Genomic DNA, 21184 nt, shown 5'->3' with positions numbered 1-21184 from the left:
TGTTTGCGCTTAAAAAGCGTATACTGAAAGCCGTGTTTTTTCACATACTAATCCACGAGAAAGAAGCCTATCAATATGAACAAAGACTTGACCCATGGTGCTGTGGCACCTGTTTTAATTCGCTTTACCATCCCTTTATTTATCAGCGTGATTTTTCAGCAAGTTTACAGCCTTGCCGACAGCATGATTGTGGGACAATTTGCTGGGGAAGAGCCTTTGGCCGCCATCGGTGTCTCCTACCCCATTGTGATGATTTTCATGGCGGTGGCGTTGGGTGGCAACATCGGTTGCTCGGTCACTGTGTCTCACTTATTTGGCTCAAAAAACTATGCCAGCATGAAAACCACAGTCTTCACCGCCTTGACCTCCTTCACTGTGATTTCTGGGCTACTGACCGTACTGGGCGCTTTGCTCACCGACGCCTTTTTGGTGATGCTCAACACACCTGCCAACATCTTCGACGATGCGTCCACCTATTTGCGTATTTATATGTATGGCTTTGTGTTTGTGTTCATGTATAACGTATGTACAGGGGTGTTCACGTCTTTGGGGGATTCTAAAACGCCCTTGCTCTTTCTCATTGGCTCGTCAGTGTGCAACATCGCCTTGGATTTATATTTTGTGGCTGGGTTACAAATGGGGGTGGCTGGTGCGGCTTGGGCCACGTTTATTGCCCAAGGTGGGGCCGCCATATTGGCGGTGGTCACACTGCTATTGCGGATGAAAGCCTTCCGCGTTGACCAACCCATCGCCTATTTCCATTGGGGCTCTTTTCGCCGCATTGGCTATATGGCTCTGCCCAGCATCATGCAACAAAGTTTTGTGTCTGTAGGCAACATTCTCATCCAATCCCTCATCAACGGCTATGGTTCATCCACCATCGCAGGGGTGTCTAGCGGTTTGAAACTCTCCACCTTTGCCTTAACCTGTTTGTTGACGGTGGGTAGCGGCGTGTCTGCCTTCACTGCCCAAAACCTTGGCGCAGGTCAGTATCAGCGCATCAAAGAAGGCTTTAAAGTGGGGGTTGTGTTCACCACCGCCTTGTCCATTCCCTTTGTCATAGGCCTGTTTGTCTTTGCCGAACAGGCTTTGCAGCTATTTTTAGATGCCACCAGCGTGGATGCCATTGCCACTGGCAAGTCTTTTTTATGGGCGGTGACACCCCTTTTCCCATTGGTATCAGTGAAATTCATTTCTGACAATCTGTTGCGTGGGGCAGATGCCATGGCTGGCTTTGTTTACTCCACCTTAACCGATTTATTGGCACGGGTGGGGCTGTCGTTCCTCCTCTCTGCCCACCTTGGCTTTATGGGCATTGCCATCTCTTGGCCCATCGGCTGGCTCATCGGCACCCCTGTGTCCTTGTATTTTTACCGCAAATGGAACCGTGCGCAAGCCCCTTTGACCTAATAGCCGCCCTGTCCTCTGCCATTTATTTCAAGCCACAGCCCAAACTTTCTTTAAATTTAACAAATCTGACATATAAATTTTCTTGACAGATGCCCCTTGATTCTGTATAGTCTTATTTAGGCGTTTTCACAGCGCCCATCAGACCAGTCTTTTGTAGCCACAAAAGATAAGCCCTTACGGACAGGCGGGTCGGTTGCCGTGGGGTAAAATCCCCATTATTGATTTAGGTCACCTCCTAAAAAGGATGACACACAATCTGACATGATTTTCGCCCTCATCTTTGCCCTGATTTCCGCCAAATCCACACAGGATTAGCCAAAAACCAGAACAAACCTGAGAACAAAAATCCAATGCCATCTTGTGCCCCCTACTTTTTAGAGTTGCCCTTGAGTTAGAAGCTCAAATTTTATAAGTTGATGAGAGTATCATCAGGTGCCAATGCACCAATCATCTTGTGAAACGGTCAATAAAGAGTGGCAGCTGTCTTGTGCTCTGATGTATATCCGCGTTCTTTCCTGTCATACAGGGGACGTGGCTCATTGACCTACCACGCACAGGTGATTCACATCACCTGTGCGTTTTTTTCTGTTTAAGGAGACGCTATGAACTTAGAACGACAACAACGCGCCCCTATTTACGAAGCCCTAGAAGCCTTCCGCCGCCGCCGAGTAGTCCCCTTTGATGTGCCCGGTCACAAGCGTGGTCGCGGCAACCCAGAGCTGGCCAAGCTGTTGGGCGAACAATGCGTGGGGCTAGACGTGAACTCCATGAAACCCTTGGATAATCTGTGTAACCCTGTGTCTGTCATCCGTGACGCAGAAGCTTTGGCCGCAGAGGCTTTTGGTGCCGCCCATGCCTTTTACATGGTGGGTGGCACCACCAGTTCGGTGCAGTCCATGATACTGTCTGTGTGCAAGGCTGGAGACAAAATCATCCTGCCTCGCAACGTCCACAAAAGCGTCATCAATGCCTTGATTCTCTGCGGTGCCATCCCCATTTATGTGCTCCCAGCCTTGCATCCAGACATTGGTGTGGCGCTGGGCATGGAAACCCAAGCGGTGGTGGATGCGGTGGACGCCCATCCCGATGCCAAGGCGATTTTCGTCAACCACCCCACCTACTACGGCATCTGCTCTGACTTGAAAGCATTGGTGCACCTTGCCCACAGCCACAACATGAAGCTGTTGGTGGACGAAGCCCACGGCACCCATCTCTCCTTCGGCGAAGGACTGCCCATCTCTGCCATGGCGGCAGGGGCAGACATGGCGGCGGTGTCTATGCACAAGTCGGGCGGTAGCCTGACCCAAAGCTCGGTGCTACTCATTGGGGAAAGTATGTCCCCGTCTCACGTGCGCAACATCATCAACTTGACCCAGACCACCAGTGCCTCTTACTTGCTACTATCCAGTTTGGACATTTCACGGCGAAATCTGGCCTTGCGTGGCAAAGAGTCCTTTGCCAAGGTGGTGAAAATGGCGGAATACGCCCGTGAGGAAATCAACTCCATCGGCGGATTTTACGCCTATGGTCAAGAGCTAATCGACAGCAAAACTGTCCACGATTTCGACGTGACCAAGCTGTGCGTCTACACCATGGGCACAGGGCTGACAGGCATTGAAGTCTATGATTTGCTCCGTGACGAGTACGACATCCAAATCGAATTTGGGGACATCGGCAATATTTTGGCCTACATCTCCATCGGTGACCGCATCCAAGACATTGAACGTCTGGTGGGTGCCTTGGAAGACATCAAACGGCTCTACAGCAAGCCCCAAACTGGGGTGTACCACGCTGACTTTGTGGTGCCACAGGTGGTCTACTCCCCCCAAATGCCCTTCTATGCAGAAAAAATCAGTCTCCCCATTCAAGAGGCAGTGGGCGGTGTGGCAGGGGAATTTGTCATGTGCTATCCCCCCGGCATCCCCTTGCTGGCGCCCGGTGAACGGGTAAGTCAAGAGGTGGTGGATCACATTTTATTTGCCCGTGACAAGGGCTGTTCCCTCCAAGGCATGGCACATCCCCGTGCCGAGTACTTGCAGATTGTAAAGTAGCTTAAAATAAACTCCCAATTGTACTTAATGAGACCCAAACGCTCATACCTAACGTAGGGGCAGGATTCCAACTCCGCCCGTCGTCAGAAGATAACAGTGTCGTGTCAAGCGGGAGGGGATGGAACCCCTCCCCTACGAATACCCCACAAGCCCCATTATCTACTATTGGGAAAAAATTTTCAAAAAGCACGAACTGCTTTTTGTCTTGTTCTACTATAAAGGAGAAACCTTATGGATATGTGGCTACACACAGCCAACGGTCAGGTGAACTTACGGGTCAGCCGTCAGCTATACACGGTGCAAAGTGAGTACCAGACCATTGAAATTTTCGAGTCTCCCGAATACGGGCGGCTCTTAGTCTTGGACGGGGATGTGATTTTTTCCCGTTCTGACGAGTTTATTTACAACGAAATGGTGGTGCACGTCCCCATGGCCGTCCATCCCCATGTGAAAAAAGTGCTGATTATCGGTGGCGGTGACGGCGGTGTGGCAAGAGAGCTGACCGCCTATGCTGACATTGAGGAAATCCACATTGTAGAGCCTGACCAAGTGTTTGTGGAGGCCTGCAAAACCTATTTTCCTGAAACCGCCCAGTCTTTCGACGACCCACGGGTACAGCTCATTCACCGTGACGGTCTGCGGTATCTCCGTGGTCGGCAGGGGGAGTATGACTTAATCATCTCCGACTCCACCGACCCCTTTGGGCACACGGCAGGGCTGTTCACCAAGGAGTTTTACGGCAGTTGCTACCGTGCTCTGCGTGAGGACGGCATTTTGGTGTATCAACACGGCAGTCCCTTCTTTGACGAGGACGAAACCGCCTTCCGTTCCATGCACCGCAAGGTGTACCACAGCTTCCCCATCAGCCGTGTCTACCAAGCCCACATCCCCACCTGTCCCTCAGGCTATTGGATGTTTGGCTTTGCCTCCAAGCAATACCATCCTGTCACCGATTGCAACCCCCAGCGGTGGCAAGCGCGAAACATCAAAACGTGGTACTACACCACCAACCTCCACCGTGGGGCGTTCATGCTGCCCAAATACGTGGAAGATTTGTTAAAAGAAGCAGAAGCAAAATAATATATCAACAACCAATAAAAAGGAGACTTTTACTATGTCTAAATTACTGGTCATTGGCTGCGGTGGCGTGGCACAGGTTGCCATCACCAAATGCTGTCAAAACAGCGCTGTGTTCACCGAACTGTGCATCGCCAGCCGTACCCTGTCTAAGTGCGATGCCTTGAAATCTGCACTGGAAGGCACCACCCAAACCAAAATTACCACCGCCCAAATCGATGCCATGGACGTCCCTGCATTGACCGCCCTGATTAAGGACTACAACCCTGTGGCTGTGCTGAACGTGGCTCTGCCTTACCAAGATTTGGCCATCATGGACGCTTGCTTGGCCGCTGGTGTCCACTACATCGACACTGCCAACTACGAAGCAGAAGACACCCAAGACCCCACCTTCAAAGCCGCCTATGACAAGCGTTGCGCCGAGCTGGGCTTCACCGCTTTGTTCGACTATTCTTGGCAATGGGCATACCAAGAAAAGTTCAAAGAAGCTGGCTTGACCGCTTTGCTGGGCTCTGGCTTTGACCCCGGTGTCACCAGTGTGTTCGCCGCTTATGCCCAAAAGCATTACTTCGATGAAATCCACACCATCGACATTTTAGACTGCAACGGCGGTGACCACGGCTACCCCTTTGCCACCAACTTTAACCCTGAAATTAACCTGCGAGAAGTGTCTGCCCCTGGCTCTTACTGGGAAAATGGCAAATGGGTGGAAACCCATCCCATGGCCATCCACCGCACCTACGACTTTGACCAAGTGGGCACCAAAGACATGTACCTGTTGCACCATGAAGAAATCGAATCTCTGGCAAAAAACATCCCCAACGTGAAGCGCATCCGCTTTTTCATGACCTTTGGGCAAAGCTACCTCACCCATATGCAATGCCTTGAAAACGTAGGCCTGCTGGGCACCGAAGCCATCGACTTTGAGGGTCAATCCATTGTGCCCATCCAATTCCTCAAGGCACTGCTCCCTGACCCTGCTTCCCTTGGCCCTCGCACCGTGGGCAAGACCAACATCGGCTGTATTTTCACTGGTCTCAAAGACGGCAAAGAGCGTTCTATCTATATTTATAATGTATGCGACCACCAAGAGTGCTACCGTGAAGTGGGCTCTCAAGCCATTTCTTACACCACTGGCGTGCCTGCCATGATTGGTGCCATGTTGGTCTCTGACGGTCGCTGGCAAGACGCTGGCGTGTTCACCACCGAGCAATTCGACCCCGACCCCTTCATGGAAGGGCTGAACGCTTGGGGTCTGCCTTGGACTGTGGTGGAAAACCCCACTCTGGTGGACTGATGCACCAAAACCAATTACCCACCCCTGTCTACCTGGTGGACGCTGGCAAGCTAGAGGACAACTGCAAGGTGTTGCAGGGGATTCAACAGCGGACAGGGTGCAAGATTTTGCTGGCACAAAAGGCCTTTTCCATGTTCAAAACCTATCCCATGCTGGGCAAGTATTTGGCTGGCACCACTGCCAGTGGGCTCTATGAAGCTCGTTTGGGTGCAGAGGAAATGGGGGGCGAAACCCACGTCTTCGCCCCAGCTTATAAGGCAGAAGATTTGGCGCAACTGGACTCCATCTGCGACCACATCATCTTCAATTCCCTGTCCCAACTATCCCTCCACCGTGGACAGTGTCACTACGCCAGCATAGGCTTGCGCATCAACCCCCAATGCTCCACCCAAGGAGAGCACGCCATTTACGACCCCTGCGCTGTGGGCAGTCGATTGGGTGTGACCCATGATAAGCTGTCACTTGAAGCACTAGACGGGGTGGATGGCCTCCATTTCCACACCCTGTGTGAGCAAAACGCTGACGATTTGAAAACCACCTTGGACGCTGTGGAACAAAACTTTGCCCCCTATCTCCACAAGGCCAAATGGCTGAACATGGGGGGCGGTCACCACATCACCCGTGATGATTACGACATTCCCTTGCTAGAGCAGTGCATTGACCATATGCAATACAACTATGGGGTGCAAGTCTATTTGGAGCCGGGAGAAGCGGTGGCGCTGAACGCTGGGATGCTCATCACCACCGTGCTAGACATTGTGGAAAATGGTGGCATCACCACCTTGATTCTGGACACCTCCGCCGCCTGCCATATGCCAGACGTGCTGGAAATGCCCTACCGTCCACCGCTGAAAGACAGTGGAGACGCTGGGGAAAAGGCCTATACCTATCGGCTGTCCTCCTTCACCTGTCTGGCTGGGGACATCATTGGCGACTACTCCTTTGACCATCCCATCGCCATCGGTGACCGCTTGACCTTCCAAGACATGGCGATTTACTCCATGGTGAAAAACAACACCTTCAACGGCATCCCCCTGCCATCCATCGCCTTGATGGACAGAAGTGGCGACTGCCAAGTTGTCAAGTCCTTTGGCTATGCCGATTTTAAAGAGCGATTGTCTTAATAGTATGCCCCGATATTGTAAAACCCAAGGTTTTGATTGTGTGGTAGGGGCGGATTCTATATCCGCCCGATTTGCAGGCAATCTATCTACGGGCAGATATAGAATCCGCCCCTACATAAAGGAGACCCAACCAGTATGACATCCCCCATGACAACCCCTATGACAACACCCAAAAACGATGGCTTTTTCATGCCTGCTGAATTTAGCGCCCACCAAGGTACGGTGATGATTTGGCCTGTCCGTGCAGGCTCATGGCCTGACGGTGGGGTGGCTGGGCAACGTGCTTTTTTGAACGTTGCCACCGCCATTGCCCAAGGCGAGACGGTGTATTTGCTGGCAAACCCAGAGGATGCACCCACCGTGGAAGCCCAGATTGCCGCCCTGCCTGCCACGCCACACCCCATTGAACTCCTGCCCATTCAAAGCAACGACGCTTGGGCACGGGACACCGCTCCCACCTTCGTTGTGAACGGTGACGGTGCCCTCCGTGGTATCGACTGGCAGTTCAACGCATGGGGTGGCGACTTTGACGGTCTGTATTTGGACTATGACCAAGATGATTTGCTGGCAAGTCGGTTTGCCAATCACTTGGGCATTCCCTGTTACGATGCCCACCCCTTTGTGCTAGAAGGCGGCGCCATCCACAGCGACGGCGAAGGGACTGTCATGGTCACCGCCTCCTGCTTGCTGTCTCAAGGGCGCAACCCCTCTATGGAGAAGCTTGAAATCACCGCCCAGCTCCAAGAATATTTAGGGGCAGAGAAAATCCTATGGCTCCCCCGTGGCATTTTCAATGATGAAACCACCGAGCACGTAGACAACATCTGCGCCTTTGTGGCACCTGCCACCGTGGTATTGGCTTGGACTGACGATGAATCCGACCCCCAATACCCCTTATCGAAGGCTTGCTACGACTATCTTGCCACCCAAACCGACAGCACAAACCGCCCCCTCACCATTCACAAACTGCCCGTCCCCAAACAGCCCATCGCCCTGACGGAAGCAGAAATTGCTCAGTTCACCTTTGCTGAGGGAGAACTGCCACTGGTGGCTGGGGAACGACTGCCAGCCAGCTACGTCAACTTCTACATTACCAACACCAGCGTGCTGGTGCCCCAATTCGGCGACGTGAACGACGCTGTGGCTTGCCAGATGTTAGAACCCCTCTTCCCGCTCCACAAAATCGTCCCCATTGCCGCCCGTGATATTTTGGTAGGCGGTGGCAACATCCACTGCATCACCCAACAAATTCCCAAAGGAGGCGTAGGCCTATGATGACCACCCTAGCCGCCATTCAAATGGCCATGACCAGTGAAGTCCAAGAAAACATCGCCACCGCTGAGCGCTTGGTGCGTCAAGCCGCATCACAAGGGGCAAACATCATCCTGCTCCCAGAGCTGTTTGAGCGGCCTTACTTCTGCCAAGAGCGGCAATATGAGCACTACGCTTTTGCCACCCCTGTGGCTGAAAACCCTGCCGTGCGCCATTTTCAAGCCGTGGCAAAAGCGCTGAACATTGTCCTGCCCATCAGCTTTTACGAGCGTGATGGCAACCGTTTATTCAACTCCATCGCCATGATTGACGGCGACGGCACCGTCATGGGGGTCTATCGCAAAACCCACATCCCTGACGACCATTATTACCAAGAAAAGTTCTATTTCGTCTCCGGTGACACTGGCTTCACCGTGTGGGACACCTGCCATGGACGCATCGGTGTGGGCATTTGCTGGGACCAATGGTTCCCCGAAACCGCACGGGCGTTGGCTTTGAACGGAGCAGAGTTTTTGCTCTATCCCACCGCCATTGGCTCTGAGCCGATTTTGACCTGCGACTCCATGCCCCACTGGCAACGCGCCATGATGGGTCACGCCGCCTGCAATCTTATGCCTGTGGTGGCGGCCAACCGTGTGGGCACCGAATCCGTGACCCCTTGCACCGAAAATGGCGGTCAAGCCTCTGCCCTCACCTTCTACGGTTCCTCCTTCATCACCGACGAAACAGGCGCCGTGGTAAGCCAAGCCAGCCGAGAGGGCGAAGCCATTCTTACCGCCAGCTTTGACCGCGAAAAACTGGCTACCCAGCGTCTTTCTTGGGGCATTTTCCGCGATCGCCGTCCCCCTTGCTATCAAGTGCTGTGCGAAAAATAATTTGCCTCACCCATACCCCCGTGAGAGAACAGCCTGTTCTCTCACGGGGGATTTCCTTTCCCTCCCAGAAAGAAGCGTCCTGTAAACGCTAGTTTTTCTTGCTTTTTCTTTAACCGTGTTGTACAATAAAGTCGCAAAGAAGAAGCAATCCCACATTTCCATTCTTTCAGCAAGATGCAATGTTGGGACATTATGAAAAAACCAATCTGGCCAGCAATATTTGTCTGGCTGATTCACAATAATCGAAGGCAGTTGGAGGTACATATCCATGAACGGTGCACAGGCGCTGATTGAAAGTTTAAAACGAGAAAACGTGACCAACCTGTTTGGCTATGCAGGGGCTACCATTTGTAGCATTGTAGACGCATTGCGCCAAACAGACGGCATTGACTATACCCTAGTACGCACCGAACAAAACGCTGGCCACATGGCCTCTGGCTACAGCCGCATGAGCGGTAAAGTCGGGGTTTGTATGGTCACCTCTGGCCCCGGTGCCACCAATTTAATTACAGGCATTGCCACTGCCTATTTGGACTCCATCCCCATGGTGGCCATCACGGGGCAGGTGCCTTCTTACCTGCTGGGTCGTGATATTTTCCAAGAGGTGGACATCACTGGCGCTGTGGCACCTTTCATCAAACACAGCTATCTGGTCAAAGATGCCAACGACATTCCCCGTATCATCAAAGAGGCCTTCCATCTGGCCTCCACAGGTCGTCCTGGCCCCATCTTAATCGACGTGCCCACCGACATTCAAGAGCAAGAACTTGACGGAGACTATGTCTATCCCGAAAAAATCAACCTGCGTGGCTACAAGCCCAGCGACAAGGGCAACGACTTGCAACTGCACCGTGTGGCAAACGCCATTGCCAGTGCCAAGCGCCCTGTGATGTTTGCTGGTGGCGGTGTGTTTTTGGCAGACGCACGGCAAGAATTGGTGGACTTTGTCACCGAGGCAAAATTGCCAGTGGTCACCAGCATGATGGCGCAAACCCTATTGCCCACAGGCCACCCCTTGAACATGGGGATGCTGGGTGCACACGGCAACCCTTGCGCCAACTATGCGGTGCACAATGCAGATTTGCTGATTATGATTGGCGGTCGTGCCGCTGACCGTGCCATCCCCAATCCCGACACCATGCACGAGAGAATGACCATTGTCCACATTGACATTGACCCTGCGGAAATCGGCAAAAACGTCCGTGTTGCCATTCCTGTAGTGGGCAATTTGAAAACCATTTTGACCCAATTCCCAGCCTTGGCACCTGTGGCTGACTGCGCTGACGATTGGCGTGCTGAGCTGTTAGAACGGCGCACCAAGGAACTGTGCCGCGACTATGTTGTCCGCAAAGGCTATGTCTCTCCCCCTGCCGCCATGCGTCTTTTAGGGCGCAAGCTAGACGACAATGCCGTCACCTGCGTGGACGTGGGACAAAACCAACTCTGGGCCAGCAAGCACTTCCCCCACAAGCACGGCCGCTTCCTCACCTCTGGTGGGCTGGGCACCATGGGCTACGCCCTGCCTTGCGCCGTTGGCGTGAAAATCGCTGTGCCAGAACGGCAAGTCATTGCCATCTGCGGTGACGGCTCTTTCCAAATGTCTATGAACGAGCTGTCTGCCTTGGTGGCTGGCAACTTGGATGTGAAGATTTTCATGTTGCAAAATAATGTGTTGGGTCTGGTGAATCAAATCCAAAACAAAGCCTATTCTGGGGCGTTCGGTGTGAATTTAGATGGCTCTCCTGATTTCCAAGCCATTGCCGCCGCCTATGGCATTCCCAGTGCCGTGGTCACCAACGATGCAGACTTGGACGCCGCCTTTGACACCATGCTCTCCCACAAAGGCCCCTACCTGCTCATTGCAAATGTCCACCCAGACGCAACCACAACCGATTAAGGAGATTGAGACATGAAACAAACCATTTCTGTACTGGTAGAAAACCGTGCTGGTGTGCTCAACCGCATCACGGGATTGTTTTCTCGCCGTGCTTTTAACATTGAATCCTTGTCGGTCAACGTCACCGATAACCCCGAAACCTCTCGCATCACCATCATTGTAGACAACGGCAACAGCGTGGTGGAGCAAGTGGAAAAGCAGCTCAACAAGCTTGTGGAAGTCATCAAAGTCCGCAACCTAGATGATGCGTCTACCGTGGGTCGTGAACTGATTTTGGTAAAGGTGAACGCCACCGCCAAAACCCGCCAAGACATTTTGACCATCGCCGAGATTATGCAGGCGAAAATCTGCGACATCTCTGCGTCCACCATCACCTTAGAGCTGTCTGACACCTCTGAGCGGATTGTCACCTTTGAAAACCTTCTGCGCCCCTTCTCCATTTTGGAAGAAGCACGCACAGGCTTGGTGGCCGTACAAAAAGGCAGCGGCAAAATTTAATTTCCACATTAATATGTATAAAAATAACAGGGTACACGGTCATGACCGTGTACCCTGTTTAACATCCTGAAATTGACTTTTTATGACTCGCCAAACACTTGGGCGCATAGTTTTTTCCCTGTGGGGGTGATGGCAAGGCCACCTTCTGCCGTTTCTTTGAAGGCCGTGGACATGGCTTTGCCCACCTTATTCATGGCCCAAATCACCTCATCGGCAGGAATGGCACTTTCGATGCCAGCCAGCGCCAACTCTGCCGCCACCAATGCGTTGGCCACCCCAGCGGCGTTGCGCTTGATGCAGGGGATTTCCACCAGACCTGCCACTGGGTCACACACCAAGCCTAAAATATTTTTCAGTGCAATGGCACAAGCGTGCTCCATCTGCTTGGGCGTGCCACCGCACAGCTCCACCAGTGCCGCACCAGCCATAGCGCTGGCAGCGCCACATTCGGCTTGACAGCCACCTTCTGCCCCAGAGATACTGGCGCAGTTTGCAATCACCAACCCAATGGCGGAAGCACTAAACAAGGCATAGGTCAAGGCATCGTCGTCTAACTTGCGATCCTCCGCAATGGTCAAAATAGCCGCTGGCAAAATACCGCAACTGCCTGCCGTAGGGGCCGCTACAATTTTACCCATACAGGCATTGGTTTGAGACGTGGCAAGGGCTTTGGTCAAGGCATTGCCAAACACAGACCCGCAAATATTGCGCCCTTCACACACTGCCTTGTGCATTTTATAAGCATCCCCACCCGTCAAACCGCTGATGGAGCGCTTATCTGGGTCAAGGCCTGTCTCCACCGATTGTTTCATCACCTGTAAGGCTTTTTTCATATTGTCAAAGAGAACTTGCGGCGCAACTTCCCCTTGTTTGCTCTGGTCTTTGAGCACCAATTCTCCCATGGAAAGCCCTGTGTTTTCCGCTAACAGCACCAATTCGTGCACAGACGTGTATTGCATAGCCCTTCCCCCTTACTAAGCCAAAGCTTTCAAATAGGACACGCCAAAAATATCCTCTTGCTTTAATATAATCCGTTCCACCGTGGCGTCAAAATGACCATCAATGGCAATGGTCATCACAGCGGTGCCGCCTTTTTCTTCGCGGTGAAGGGAAATATTGTTGATGTTCATGCCACAAACCCCAAGCAAATTAGACACCACAGCCACCATGCCGGGGGTATCTTTATGTGGAATAATCAAGGTATCAGAGGTGCCATCGATGGACACAGGGGTGTGGTTGATTTCATTGAGCAAAATATTGCCGCCACCAACAGATGAACCCATCAATTGCAATGTTGCGCCATCGTCACCTTCCAAAAACAACTCCACCGTGTTGGGGTGTGCGTTTTCAATGTCCACCGTTTTAAACGTAAACGCCAGCCCTTGGGCTTGGGCTATGGTGAAGCTATCAGGAATCCGTTCATCATCGGTGTTCATGCCCAAAACACCTGCAATGATGGCAATGTCAGTGCCGTGTCCACGGTAGGTTTTGGCAAAGGAGCCAGAAAAATGGATGGTAGCCGCGATGGGGGACTGTCCTAAAATAGTGCGTGCGTATAGTCCAATGCGCACCGCACCAGCGGTGTGGGAGCTAGACGGCCCAATCATCACAGGCCCAACAATGTCAAATGCGTTGACCATGTAAGCACCTCCTCTTCTATAATACGCCTATTCTAGCATAGCCCTTGGACAGATTCAACCAAAAAGTTTTGAACAATACGATAACAATACATCCATTAACCGCCGTGGGAAATGACGGTGATGGCCTCAGGATACATACTTTTGGCTTCTTTTGCCGTTTTTCGCAGCGACATCCCTGCCCCTGCCAGTGCCACCAAGGTGTTCACCTGACCGTGGGCACCTGCATAGGGCTCCATGCGGATGTAACTGCCCACAGCATTCACCAAATGGAGTTGACCGCCCAAGCGCACAAAGCCTTTCACCCGATACGTGCCCTCACCAAGGATGGTCAATATCCCTTTTAAAGTTGGTAAATCCACGGATTCTGCCAGAGTTATTGATGCTTTTTGCAAGGTAATATCCTGATGGATGGCCTCTTCAGATACGGCTATATCGGGGGATAGCAAGTCTAGCCACGCCGGTTCCATCACCCCAAAGGTGGTTTGTTGCAGATGAATCAGTGGGTTAATGCCACGGAGTTCTTCCTCCACTTGGGCAAGCTGTTGCGCTGTTGCCAAGTCGGTTTTGTTCACCAGTGCCAAGGTGGACACCTTCACCTGCTTTGCCACCACACGGGCGGTGGTCACCACTTTGGAAAACCGCACACTGTCCACCAGACACACACTGCCACGGTAATCGATGGCGGAAAACGCTGGAGTGTCTAGCACCTTGCGGATGTTGGTGGGGTCAGCCAATCCAGAGGCCTCCACCAAAATCACATCTGGGGTTTGGGTGACAATGGATTGCAGTTCTTCTTCAAATTTATCGATTTTACAGGCACAGAAAATGGAGCCATTGTTAATCTCACTGAGCACCGCCCCAATCTCTCGCACCAAGTCCCCGTCCACGCCCTCTTTGCCAAACTCGTTGATGACCAAATGGATGCGTTTGCCTTGAAACAGGCGGATAAACTGCTTCAAAAAAGTGGTTTTCCCAGCCCCTAAAAAGCCGGTGATGAGATAGAGTTCCATGTAGTTCCCCACAATCTAAGATGCAAATATTTGTAGGGAATGGTCTTGACCATTCCCTACGTTTTGTTACGAATTTAAGACACTATTAGTTTTTTTAATCCCAACTATACTTAATGAGACCCAAACACGCACACCTAACGTAGGGGAGGGGTTCCATCCCCGCCCCTCGTCTGAATACACTGGTACCGTATCAAGCGGGAGGGGATGGAACCCCTCCCCTACAAGCACCCTATAGGCCCCGTTATCTACAATTGGGATTTTTTTACAGCACTGCGTTGATGGCGGCTTCCAGTTCTTCCTTACTAGGGATAATGGAAGCGAATTTCAGTTGGCCGTTGATGTAGATGGAAGGCAGGTTTTTCACTTCCATTTTGATGCAACGGGCAATGTTTTCCTTTTCGGTGAACTTGTATTCCACCATGTCAATCTTGTCTCCATAGGTTTCCTTGGCCACGTCGGCGGCACCCTTCATATAGGTGCAAGCGGCGCAGGTGAGGGAGTCTAAGGTGAAGACTTCTACGAAGGGTTTGGTCAGCTTATCATACTCTGGCAGGACAACGGCATCCACGTCAAAGGTTGCACTTTCGTAGTTCTCTACCATTTTTGCCACGTTTTCTGTGTCCAAAACGGCCTGTGCCACGGCAATGGTATTTTCAACAGGAACAGCGTAAGGCATATCGCAACCGGGTGCCACGATGAACAACTTCTTGCTATCCACACGGCCAATCATGTCCACCACGCACTTCATGTTGTCTTGTTGGGTGCCGTGGAGCATGACGGTGGTCAGGGGAATGTTGCCGCCAATGACCACATTATATTGGTCGGTGATGGCCTTTGCCGCCACAATGTCCACGTTTTCATCCACGGAGATGGAGTGGGGTTTGGTTTTGCACATCACTTCGATGTTGCGGGTGGCATCGCCACAGACGAAGAAAGAGGAATAGGCCTTTGCGTTGATATTCTCAAACACTGCGGCAAAGGAGCCATGGAAAAACTCTTCAAAGTGTGCCGCAGAAATTTGAGACACCAGCGGGTCAACCACGGCGATGATATCCATGCCAGCTTCAATCATCATGTCAGACATTTTGTTGGCAACCTTCACGCAGAAGGCCAACAGGTCGTGGACGTAATCTTCATCGTCGTACATATCCATGAAAATATCGTTGCCACGGAGGTGAGAAGCCAAGGTGAAGGGGCCTGTAATCAGACCATACAGTGCGGTGGTGTCACCCACTTCTGCCTTCATGCGGCGCATAGCGGACAGCACCAAAGGCATACGGCCACTTTCTTCCGTTGGGATTTTGCAATCGCAAGGCACAGACATTGTCTCTGCCAAAGGGTGGCTGGCCACAGAGGGAGGGCCGTCTTTCGCCCACACCAAATCACAGCCCAAGATTTCAGCTTCTAGTTGCAAATCAAACACCACAGGTTGACCGTCTGGCTTATACAATTTATTGACTTCCAGCAAGGATTTCACCAGAACATCTTCGTCAGTGAGGACTTGGGTGGCGTCGGCACCAATCAAAGCCCCAGAGTGAACACCAGAAAATGGCACCCAAGGCGCACGTTCCGTTTCCTCACCACGGAGGGTTTTAAACAATAATTCCTTAGACATTGGGAGTCTCCTTTTCGGCGATTTTAAAGGTTTGGATTAAGCGACTTCTGCACAGATTTCAGCAGCCTTTTCAGAGGCAGAGGCAGCATCGGTGGTGAAGAAGTCAGCGCCGATTTGGTCGCAGAACTTTTGGGTCACAGGTGCGCCACCGATCATAATCTTCACCTTGTCGCGGATGCCAGCGTTTTCAACAGCGGCAACCACGTCTTTCATCACGTCCATGGTGGTGGTCAACAGGGCAGAGCAAGCGATGATATCACAGCCTTCGTTGATGGCCAGTTCCACAAACTTTTCAGGGGGCACATCGGTGCCAGCGTCGATGACTTCCAAGCCCTTGCCTTCCATCATCATCTTCACCAAGTTTTTGCCGATGTCATGCAAGTCGCCTTTCACAGTGCCGATGCAGACCTTGCCCTTGGTGGTAGCGCCTTCTTCTTTCAGCAAAGGTTTCAGCAAAGAAGCACCCATATTCATGGCGCGAGCGGCCACCAACACTTCGGGCACAAACACTTCGTTGTTTTTGAACTTTTCACCGATGACATCCATGCCAGAGAGCAAACCTTCGTCCAAAATGGTTTGGGGTGCCATCCCTTCGTCGATGGCTTGTTGCACCAACACCTTCACGTCTTTTGCCTTGCCGATTTGCAGTTTTGCAGAAATTTCTTGTAATAATGCGCTCATATTCTCTTTCCTCCATAAAATTAAATTGTTTTTTAATGATTATGGACACATTGTAAATTGATTTCCAAATTTAGGCTTGTAAAAACACAGCATTTTTGGTAAAATATTGTCATCAGAAAAGATATGCACATTTTTTTACCAAAAATCAAATAATAATACAAAAACCAAATTTTATGCAGGAGGAGCGCCCATGTTTCATTATAAAAATCCCGTTGACAACCCTATGATTTTTGATTGCGCCAAAGCCTTCCATCATTCCACGGGCTTGCCCTGCACCGTGTCTAGCCAGACAGGGGAAATTTTGTTAGAGTTGGGATATGGTTGTAATTCCTGCAATATTTGTGAGATATTGGGGAGAAATAAGAGCGATTGTAGCGATTTTCACCGTCTGGCCACCCAAGATGCCCACAATCGTTTTGGTGGGAAATATGTATACACTGGCTATTCGGGACTAACTTATTTCGTCTCCCCCATCATTGATGACACGGTGAGCCGTGCCAAAATCACCGTAGGGCCATTTTTAATGGTGGAGCCATCTGACTACGAAGAACTGGATTTACGGGGACGTTTAGGGCTTGGTGACGAAGACACCCACAAGATTTTACAAAAACTAACCAAAATCCAAGAGATTGACCCCAAAAAGGTGCAGCACTTATCCACATTGCTATTTATGGCGGTGAGCTTTTTAAACAGTGCCACAGACTTTCACAAGCAGATTGAAGACCAAGAAATGGCGGATTTGTCCAGCCAAGTGTTCACCTACATCACCGATTATAAGCACAGCAACGGCGAAACTGGCTACCCCTTCGACGTGGAAAACAAACTGCTAGAGAGCGTCTCCATTGCCGATAAAAAGGCCGTGCAAGGGTATTTGAATGAGCTGTTGGGCTATATTTTATTTTCCAGTGGGGGTGATTTGCTAGTGGCCAAATCTCGGGTCTATGAATTACTGATTCTCATCTCCCGCGCCGCCATCAAAAGCGGTGCCGACCAGAACAAGTGCCTCCTTTTGACCCACAACTACATCCAAGTCATCCCCCAACTTGATACTATGGACGCGCTTTGCCTCTGGCTTTCCAAAATCACCAACAAATTCATCGACAATGTATTCACCTATTTAGACGTGAACAATTTGAACGTCATCCCCCAAGCTGTGCGCTATATTCACACCAATTACAGCGAAAAAATCACGCTGGAAAGCGTGGCCGCCACGGTGTATCTCTCCCCCACCTATTTCAGCAAAATGTTCAAAGAGGAACTGCACACACCGTTCACCACCTACATCAACCAAGTCCGTGTAGAGCAGAGCAAATCGCTGTTGCGCAAAGGGGATGCCAAGCTATCTGAAGTGGCCTTAGCAGTGGGGTTTGAAGACCAAAGTTACTTCACCAAAGTGTTTAAAAAAATCACAGGCCAATCGCCTTTGCAATACCGCAAACGGCATATGACCAGCCAATAAAAAAGGGGGTGTATCAAAAGTTTGATACACCCTCTTTCCATCATGATTGCATTCTCTTACGCTCTAAAAATTCTATTAAGGTGAAGCGTTCATTGGGTTTTAACTGCCAAAACTCTGGCGTGTTGCCACCTTGCAGCAAGTCTTGCAAGCGATGGGTGGTGCCAGTGACGCGCTCCAAGGCTAGGCCCAACTTTTCAGCACAGACACCCATGGTTTGGCTGGCGGATTCTACATCAAAACACTGGGTGTCTAGCAACACCACAGACTGATATGCCCCCACCATGGTTTGATAGATTTCATCTGCCATCTCTTGCCCATAATCGTCCACCGCACGGTCATAGGCATTGCCGATGAACTGTGCATCTTCAAGCCAACTAGCGGTGAAATACATGGATCGCGTTTTTCGCTCCCCTTGCAACAGCATCCCAATGCAATCGTCAAATAAGGGTAACACCAAGGTGGCACTGGGGCAAGAAATCCCTTCCATGGCGCCGCCACAAAATCCATAGGCCAATAGCACTGTGTCCACCTCTGGTGGCAGTGCGTCCAAGGTTTCTTGCAAGACTTGGCACAACTGGGTTGGTCGTTCATGGAGGCCACGCTCTATCCATGTCACCGATACATCTGGTGGCAAATAGGGGATTAATTCTCGCTCTAGCATCGAACAAGCAATCAAATGGGTCATGGGTATCCTCCTTTGGCATCGGCTGATTTTTGTTCAGTATAGCACGGAATGTCACCCCTGTAAACCAAAAGAAATCCTCCCTTTGACGATACCCTCAGGCTATGCTTTATGCGCTAAAACCCGCAACACTGGAAGGCGATAGATGCACCCCACTTCACGCCCCATCCCGTAGTCTCATCAATATCAGGCGCCCACAGTTGGTTAAATCTGCCAAAATCTAGCTTTTGCTTTTGTTCACAACAGAGAAGTGGAAGAAAAACCCAAAAAAGGTGTTTACACGAGTAGAGTCCTGTGCTATGATGCAAATACATCAAGGGAACATACACAAGTAGCAAACGAGTTTTCGAACTCTGCTGTGCAAGTTGCATAAAATTTTCTCATGCAACTACTTGTTGTTTCTTTTTACACGATATCTACTCGAGTAGATATCGAAGGAGGGAATCATCTATGGCTACACGGAAAGAAGTCGCATTGGAAGCTGGTGTTTCCACCGCTGCTGTATCGTACTTCATCAACAACAACGGCTATCTCAGCCAAGAAAAGCGCGAAAAGATTGCCGCCGCCATTAAAAAGCTGAACTACCGACCCAATCTGCTGGCGAAAAGTTTGAAAACCAACGACAGCAAACAGTTGGTGTTCATCTGCAACGAAATTCGTAACCCCTTCCATGCCGAGGTGGCCTACGGTGCCTCTAGCGAGGCCTACAAAATGGGCTACATGACCATGTTTTGCAACGTGGTGGACGACGAGGACTACATCTTGAAAATGTGCAGTTACATGGTCAGTGGTGTGTTTATTTCCACCACCATCATCCGCACCGCCACCATCAACAAAATCGCCCAGATGAACATTCCTGTGGTGATTTTGGCTGACCGCCAACGCCAAGGGCTTGACCCCAGCGTCACCCAAATCACCATCGATTACGACAAGGCCATGGGTGCTCTGGTTGACCATGTGTTGGAACAAGGCAAGCGCCGCATCGCCTATGTGGCCTCTAGTGGGATGCAAGATTCTGCTCGCTACGACGGGAAAACCAAGGCGCTGTTTGCCCACTGCCAAGAAAAAGGCATTGCCTTAAACCCCAACTGGTTCGTGGAGCACGCCACCCACACCCAAGCCGCTTACGATGCAGTACAAGCTAAAATTTTCACTCAAAGCGACCTGCCAGATGCCTTTATCTGCACCAACGATGCAACGGCGCTGGGCGTGATTCGTGCCATCACTGACAACGGCTTACGAGTGCCTGAAGACGTGATTGTCACTGGTTTTGATAACACGGTGTACGGGCAAATGTCAACCCCACGGCTCACCACCATCGACCTTGGCACCCTGAACATCAGCCGTGAAACCGTTGGTTTGTTGCTTGAAAAATGCCAAGGCAAAGACGTGAACGGTGGCGTGATTGACCCCCTCTTCATCCCCCGAGAATCCACCCAAGTCCCCCAGTAAAAACGTTGTTTTTCTCACCACGGTGAGATACAAAATAGAAAAGAGATTCAAAATTTGAAAGGATATTGTATTATGAAAAAGTTAGCAAAATTGGCAACTCTGGCAATGGCCTTCACTCTGGCACTGGGCACCCTCTCCGGCTGTAGCAGCTCTAGCAGCACCGAAGCCGGTGTTGTGCGTGTGGGCTTTATGCCTTACTACGCTTCTGTGCCCCTGCAAGTCATCCAAGACAACGGCTTAGACGAAAAGTATGGCTTTGAAATGGAAACCGTGATGTTCGCATCTGGCGGCCCCATGGCTGAAGCACTGGGCGCTGGCGAATGGGACATCGGTCAAATCGGCGCAGGCGGCATGAGCGCCATCCCCAACTACAACGCAAAGTTGATTGCTGATGTGCAATCCGAAATGGACGGCACCTACATCTTGGCTCGCTCTGACTCTCCCGTCATCGCCGCTGGCGCCAACGTGGATGGCTATCCCGAAGTGCTGGGCGACGCTGCATCTGTGGAAGGCTTGACCATTTTGTGCACCGTGGGTAACATCTCTCACTACATGGCTCTGGACTACATCCAAAAGATGGGCTTAGACATTGCTGACGTGGACATCGTTCACATGGAAACCGCTACCATTGCCAACGCATTCATCTCTGGCGAAGGCGATTTGGCTTGCTTCGGTGACCCCACCGCTTGCTTGCAATTGGCTGCTGAAGACGAATACACCCCCGTTGGTGGCTTGAAAAAGCAAGGCATTTCCCAACAAGATGCCATGCTGGTGGGCGAAGACTTCTACGAAAGCAATCAAGACGACATTGTCAACTTCATGATGGCTTGGTACGAAGCTTGCGAACTGCTCAACGCTGACGAAGAATACGAATATGAAATGGCTATGAAATTCTACACCGAAAACGGCCGTACTGTGGATGAATCCACCGTCCGTCAAGAAATCGAAATCTCTGCTTACACCGACCCCTCTAACTTCTATGACCGTGAAGTGGGTCTGTGGATGACTGGTTTGATTGAATGCTACGTGTCCTCTGGCACCATGGAAGAAACCGTTCTGGACGCTCTGAAAGAAAACATTGATACCAGCTTGGCAGAACAAGCCATGGAACAAATGGGCTAAGACTCTGCCCTGCAACGACTGT

18 protein-coding genes are annotated in these 21184 nt (G+C 51.1%); 12 read left to right on the top strand and 6 right to left on the bottom strand.

Annotated elements, in window-relative coordinates; translation table 11 throughout:
• Positions 1–75 precede the first annotated feature (75 nt).
• The 9 genes from RFF05_RS13575 (at position 76) to ilvN (ending at position 11501) form a co-directional block, all read left to right on the top strand.
• Positions 76–1410 carry an MATE family efflux transporter gene (locus RFF05_RS13575; RefSeq protein ID WP_409967597.1) on the top strand — a complete coding sequence of 445 codons (1335 nt, stop codon included), beginning with the start codon at positions 76–78 and terminating at the stop codon, positions 1408–1410.
• Positions 1411–2012: 602 nt separating this feature from the next.
• The gene (locus tag RFF05_RS13570; protein ID WP_409967596.1) at positions 2013–3461 is read left to right on the top strand and encodes an aminotransferase class I/II-fold pyridoxal phosphate-dependent enzyme; all 1449 of its coding nucleotides are present in this window, start codon (positions 2013–2015) and stop codon (positions 3459–3461) included.
• Between the two features lie 231 nt (positions 3462–3692).
• Positions 3693–4541, top strand: coding sequence for a polyamine aminopropyltransferase (gene speE / locus RFF05_RS13565; RefSeq protein ID WP_409967595.1), 849 nt, complete (start codon positions 3693–3695; stop codon positions 4539–4541).
• A 34-nt stretch (positions 4542–4575) separates the two neighbouring features.
• Positions 4576–5835 (top strand): saccharopine dehydrogenase family protein, encoded by a 1260-nt coding sequence (locus tag RFF05_RS13560; protein ID WP_409967594.1) that lies wholly within the window; start codon positions 4576–4578, stop codon positions 5833–5835.
• Entirely contained in the window at positions 5835–6959 is a 1125-nt protein-coding gene (gene nspC, locus RFF05_RS13555) for a carboxynorspermidine decarboxylase (RefSeq protein ID WP_409967593.1), read from the top strand. The genes RFF05_RS13560 and nspC overlap by 1 nt, the downstream gene beginning before the upstream one ends.
• A gap of 135 nt (positions 6960–7094) precedes the next feature.
• Positions 7095–8234 carry an agmatine deiminase gene (gene aguA, locus RFF05_RS13550; RefSeq protein ID WP_409967592.1) on the top strand — a complete coding sequence of 380 codons (1140 nt, stop codon included), beginning with the start codon at positions 7095–7097 and terminating at the stop codon, positions 8232–8234.
• Positions 8231–9106, top strand: coding sequence for an N-carbamoylputrescine amidase (gene aguB / locus RFF05_RS13545; RefSeq protein WP_409967591.1), 876 nt, complete (start codon positions 8231–8233; stop codon positions 9104–9106). The genes aguA and aguB overlap by 4 nt, the downstream gene beginning before the upstream one ends.
• Positions 9107–9374: 268 nt before the next feature.
• A complete protein-coding gene (gene ilvB, locus RFF05_RS13540; RefSeq protein WP_409967590.1) occupies positions 9375–11003 on the top strand; it encodes a biosynthetic-type acetolactate synthase large subunit in 1629 nt (542 codons plus the stop codon).
• Between the two features lie 12 nt (positions 11004–11015).
• Positions 11016–11501: an acetolactate synthase small subunit gene (gene ilvN / locus RFF05_RS13535; RefSeq protein WP_409967589.1), complete on the top strand. Its 486-nt coding sequence runs from the start codon at positions 11016–11018 to the stop codon at positions 11499–11501.
• An 80-nt stretch (positions 11502–11581) separates the two neighbouring features.
• On the opposite strand, the gene sdaAA is transcribed toward ilvN, so the two are convergent.
• The 5 genes from sdaAA to RFF05_RS13510 form a co-directional block, all read right to left on the bottom strand.
• Positions 11582–12460 (bottom strand): L-serine ammonia-lyase, iron-sulfur-dependent, subunit alpha, encoded by an 879-nt coding sequence (sdaAA, locus tag RFF05_RS13530; protein ID WP_409967588.1) that lies wholly within the window; start codon positions 12458–12460, stop codon positions 11582–11584.
• A gap of 15 nt (positions 12461–12475) precedes the next feature.
• Positions 12476–13141 (bottom strand): L-serine ammonia-lyase, iron-sulfur-dependent subunit beta, encoded by a 666-nt coding sequence (gene sdaAB, locus RFF05_RS13525; protein ID WP_409967587.1) that lies wholly within the window; start codon positions 13139–13141, stop codon positions 12476–12478.
• A 95-nt stretch (positions 13142–13236) separates the two neighbouring features.
• On the bottom strand, positions 13237–14163 hold the full coding sequence (locus tag RFF05_RS13520; protein WP_409967586.1) for a CobW family GTP-binding protein: 927 nt from the start codon (positions 14161–14163) through the stop codon (positions 13237–13239).
• 250 nt (positions 14164–14413) lie between these two features.
• Positions 14414–15766 carry a uroporphyrinogen decarboxylase family protein gene (locus RFF05_RS13515; RefSeq protein ID WP_409967585.1) on the bottom strand — a complete coding sequence of 451 codons (1353 nt, stop codon included), beginning with the start codon at positions 15764–15766 and terminating at the stop codon, positions 14414–14416.
• Positions 15767–15802: 36 nt separating this feature from the next.
• A complete protein-coding gene (locus RFF05_RS13510; protein WP_409967584.1) occupies positions 15803–16447 on the bottom strand; it encodes a corrinoid protein in 645 nt (214 codons plus the stop codon).
• 190 nt (positions 16448–16637) lie between these two features.
• Here RFF05_RS13510 and RFF05_RS13505 point away from each other — a divergent pair, with 190 nt between their 5' ends.
• Positions 16638–17906, top strand: coding sequence for a helix-turn-helix domain-containing protein (locus tag RFF05_RS13505; RefSeq protein WP_409967583.1), 1269 nt, complete (start codon positions 16638–16640; stop codon positions 17904–17906).
• Between the two features lie 40 nt (positions 17907–17946).
• Here RFF05_RS13505 and RFF05_RS13500 read toward each other — a convergent pair whose 3' ends face one another.
• Positions 17947–18591: a DUF1638 domain-containing protein gene (locus tag RFF05_RS13500; protein ID WP_409967582.1), complete on the bottom strand. Its 645-nt coding sequence runs from the start codon at positions 18589–18591 to the stop codon at positions 17947–17949.
• Positions 18592–19038: 447 nt separating this feature from the next.
• On the opposite strand from RFF05_RS13500, the gene RFF05_RS13495 reads away from it, so the two are divergent.
• Both RFF05_RS13495 and RFF05_RS13490 read left to right on the top strand, forming a co-directional pair.
• On the top strand, positions 19039–20040 hold the full coding sequence (locus tag RFF05_RS13495) for a LacI family DNA-binding transcriptional regulator (protein ID WP_409967581.1): 1002 nt from the start codon (positions 19039–19041) through the stop codon (positions 20038–20040).
• A gap of 72 nt (positions 20041–20112) precedes the next feature.
• A complete protein-coding gene (locus tag RFF05_RS13490) occupies positions 20113–21162 on the top strand; it encodes an ABC transporter substrate-binding protein (RefSeq protein ID WP_409967580.1) in 1050 nt (349 codons plus the stop codon).
• Positions 21163–21184 lie beyond the last annotated feature (22 nt).

Origin of the sequence: Bengtsoniella intestinalis (assembly GCF_039719005.1) — a bacterium.
In the GTDB taxonomy this organism is placed as follows: domain Bacteria; phylum Bacillota; class Clostridia; order Oscillospirales; family Oscillospiraceae; genus Oscillibacter; species Oscillibacter intestinalis.
The sequence above is the reverse complement of the archived record's forward strand: the minus strand, read 5'-3'. Positions and strand labels throughout refer to the sequence as shown.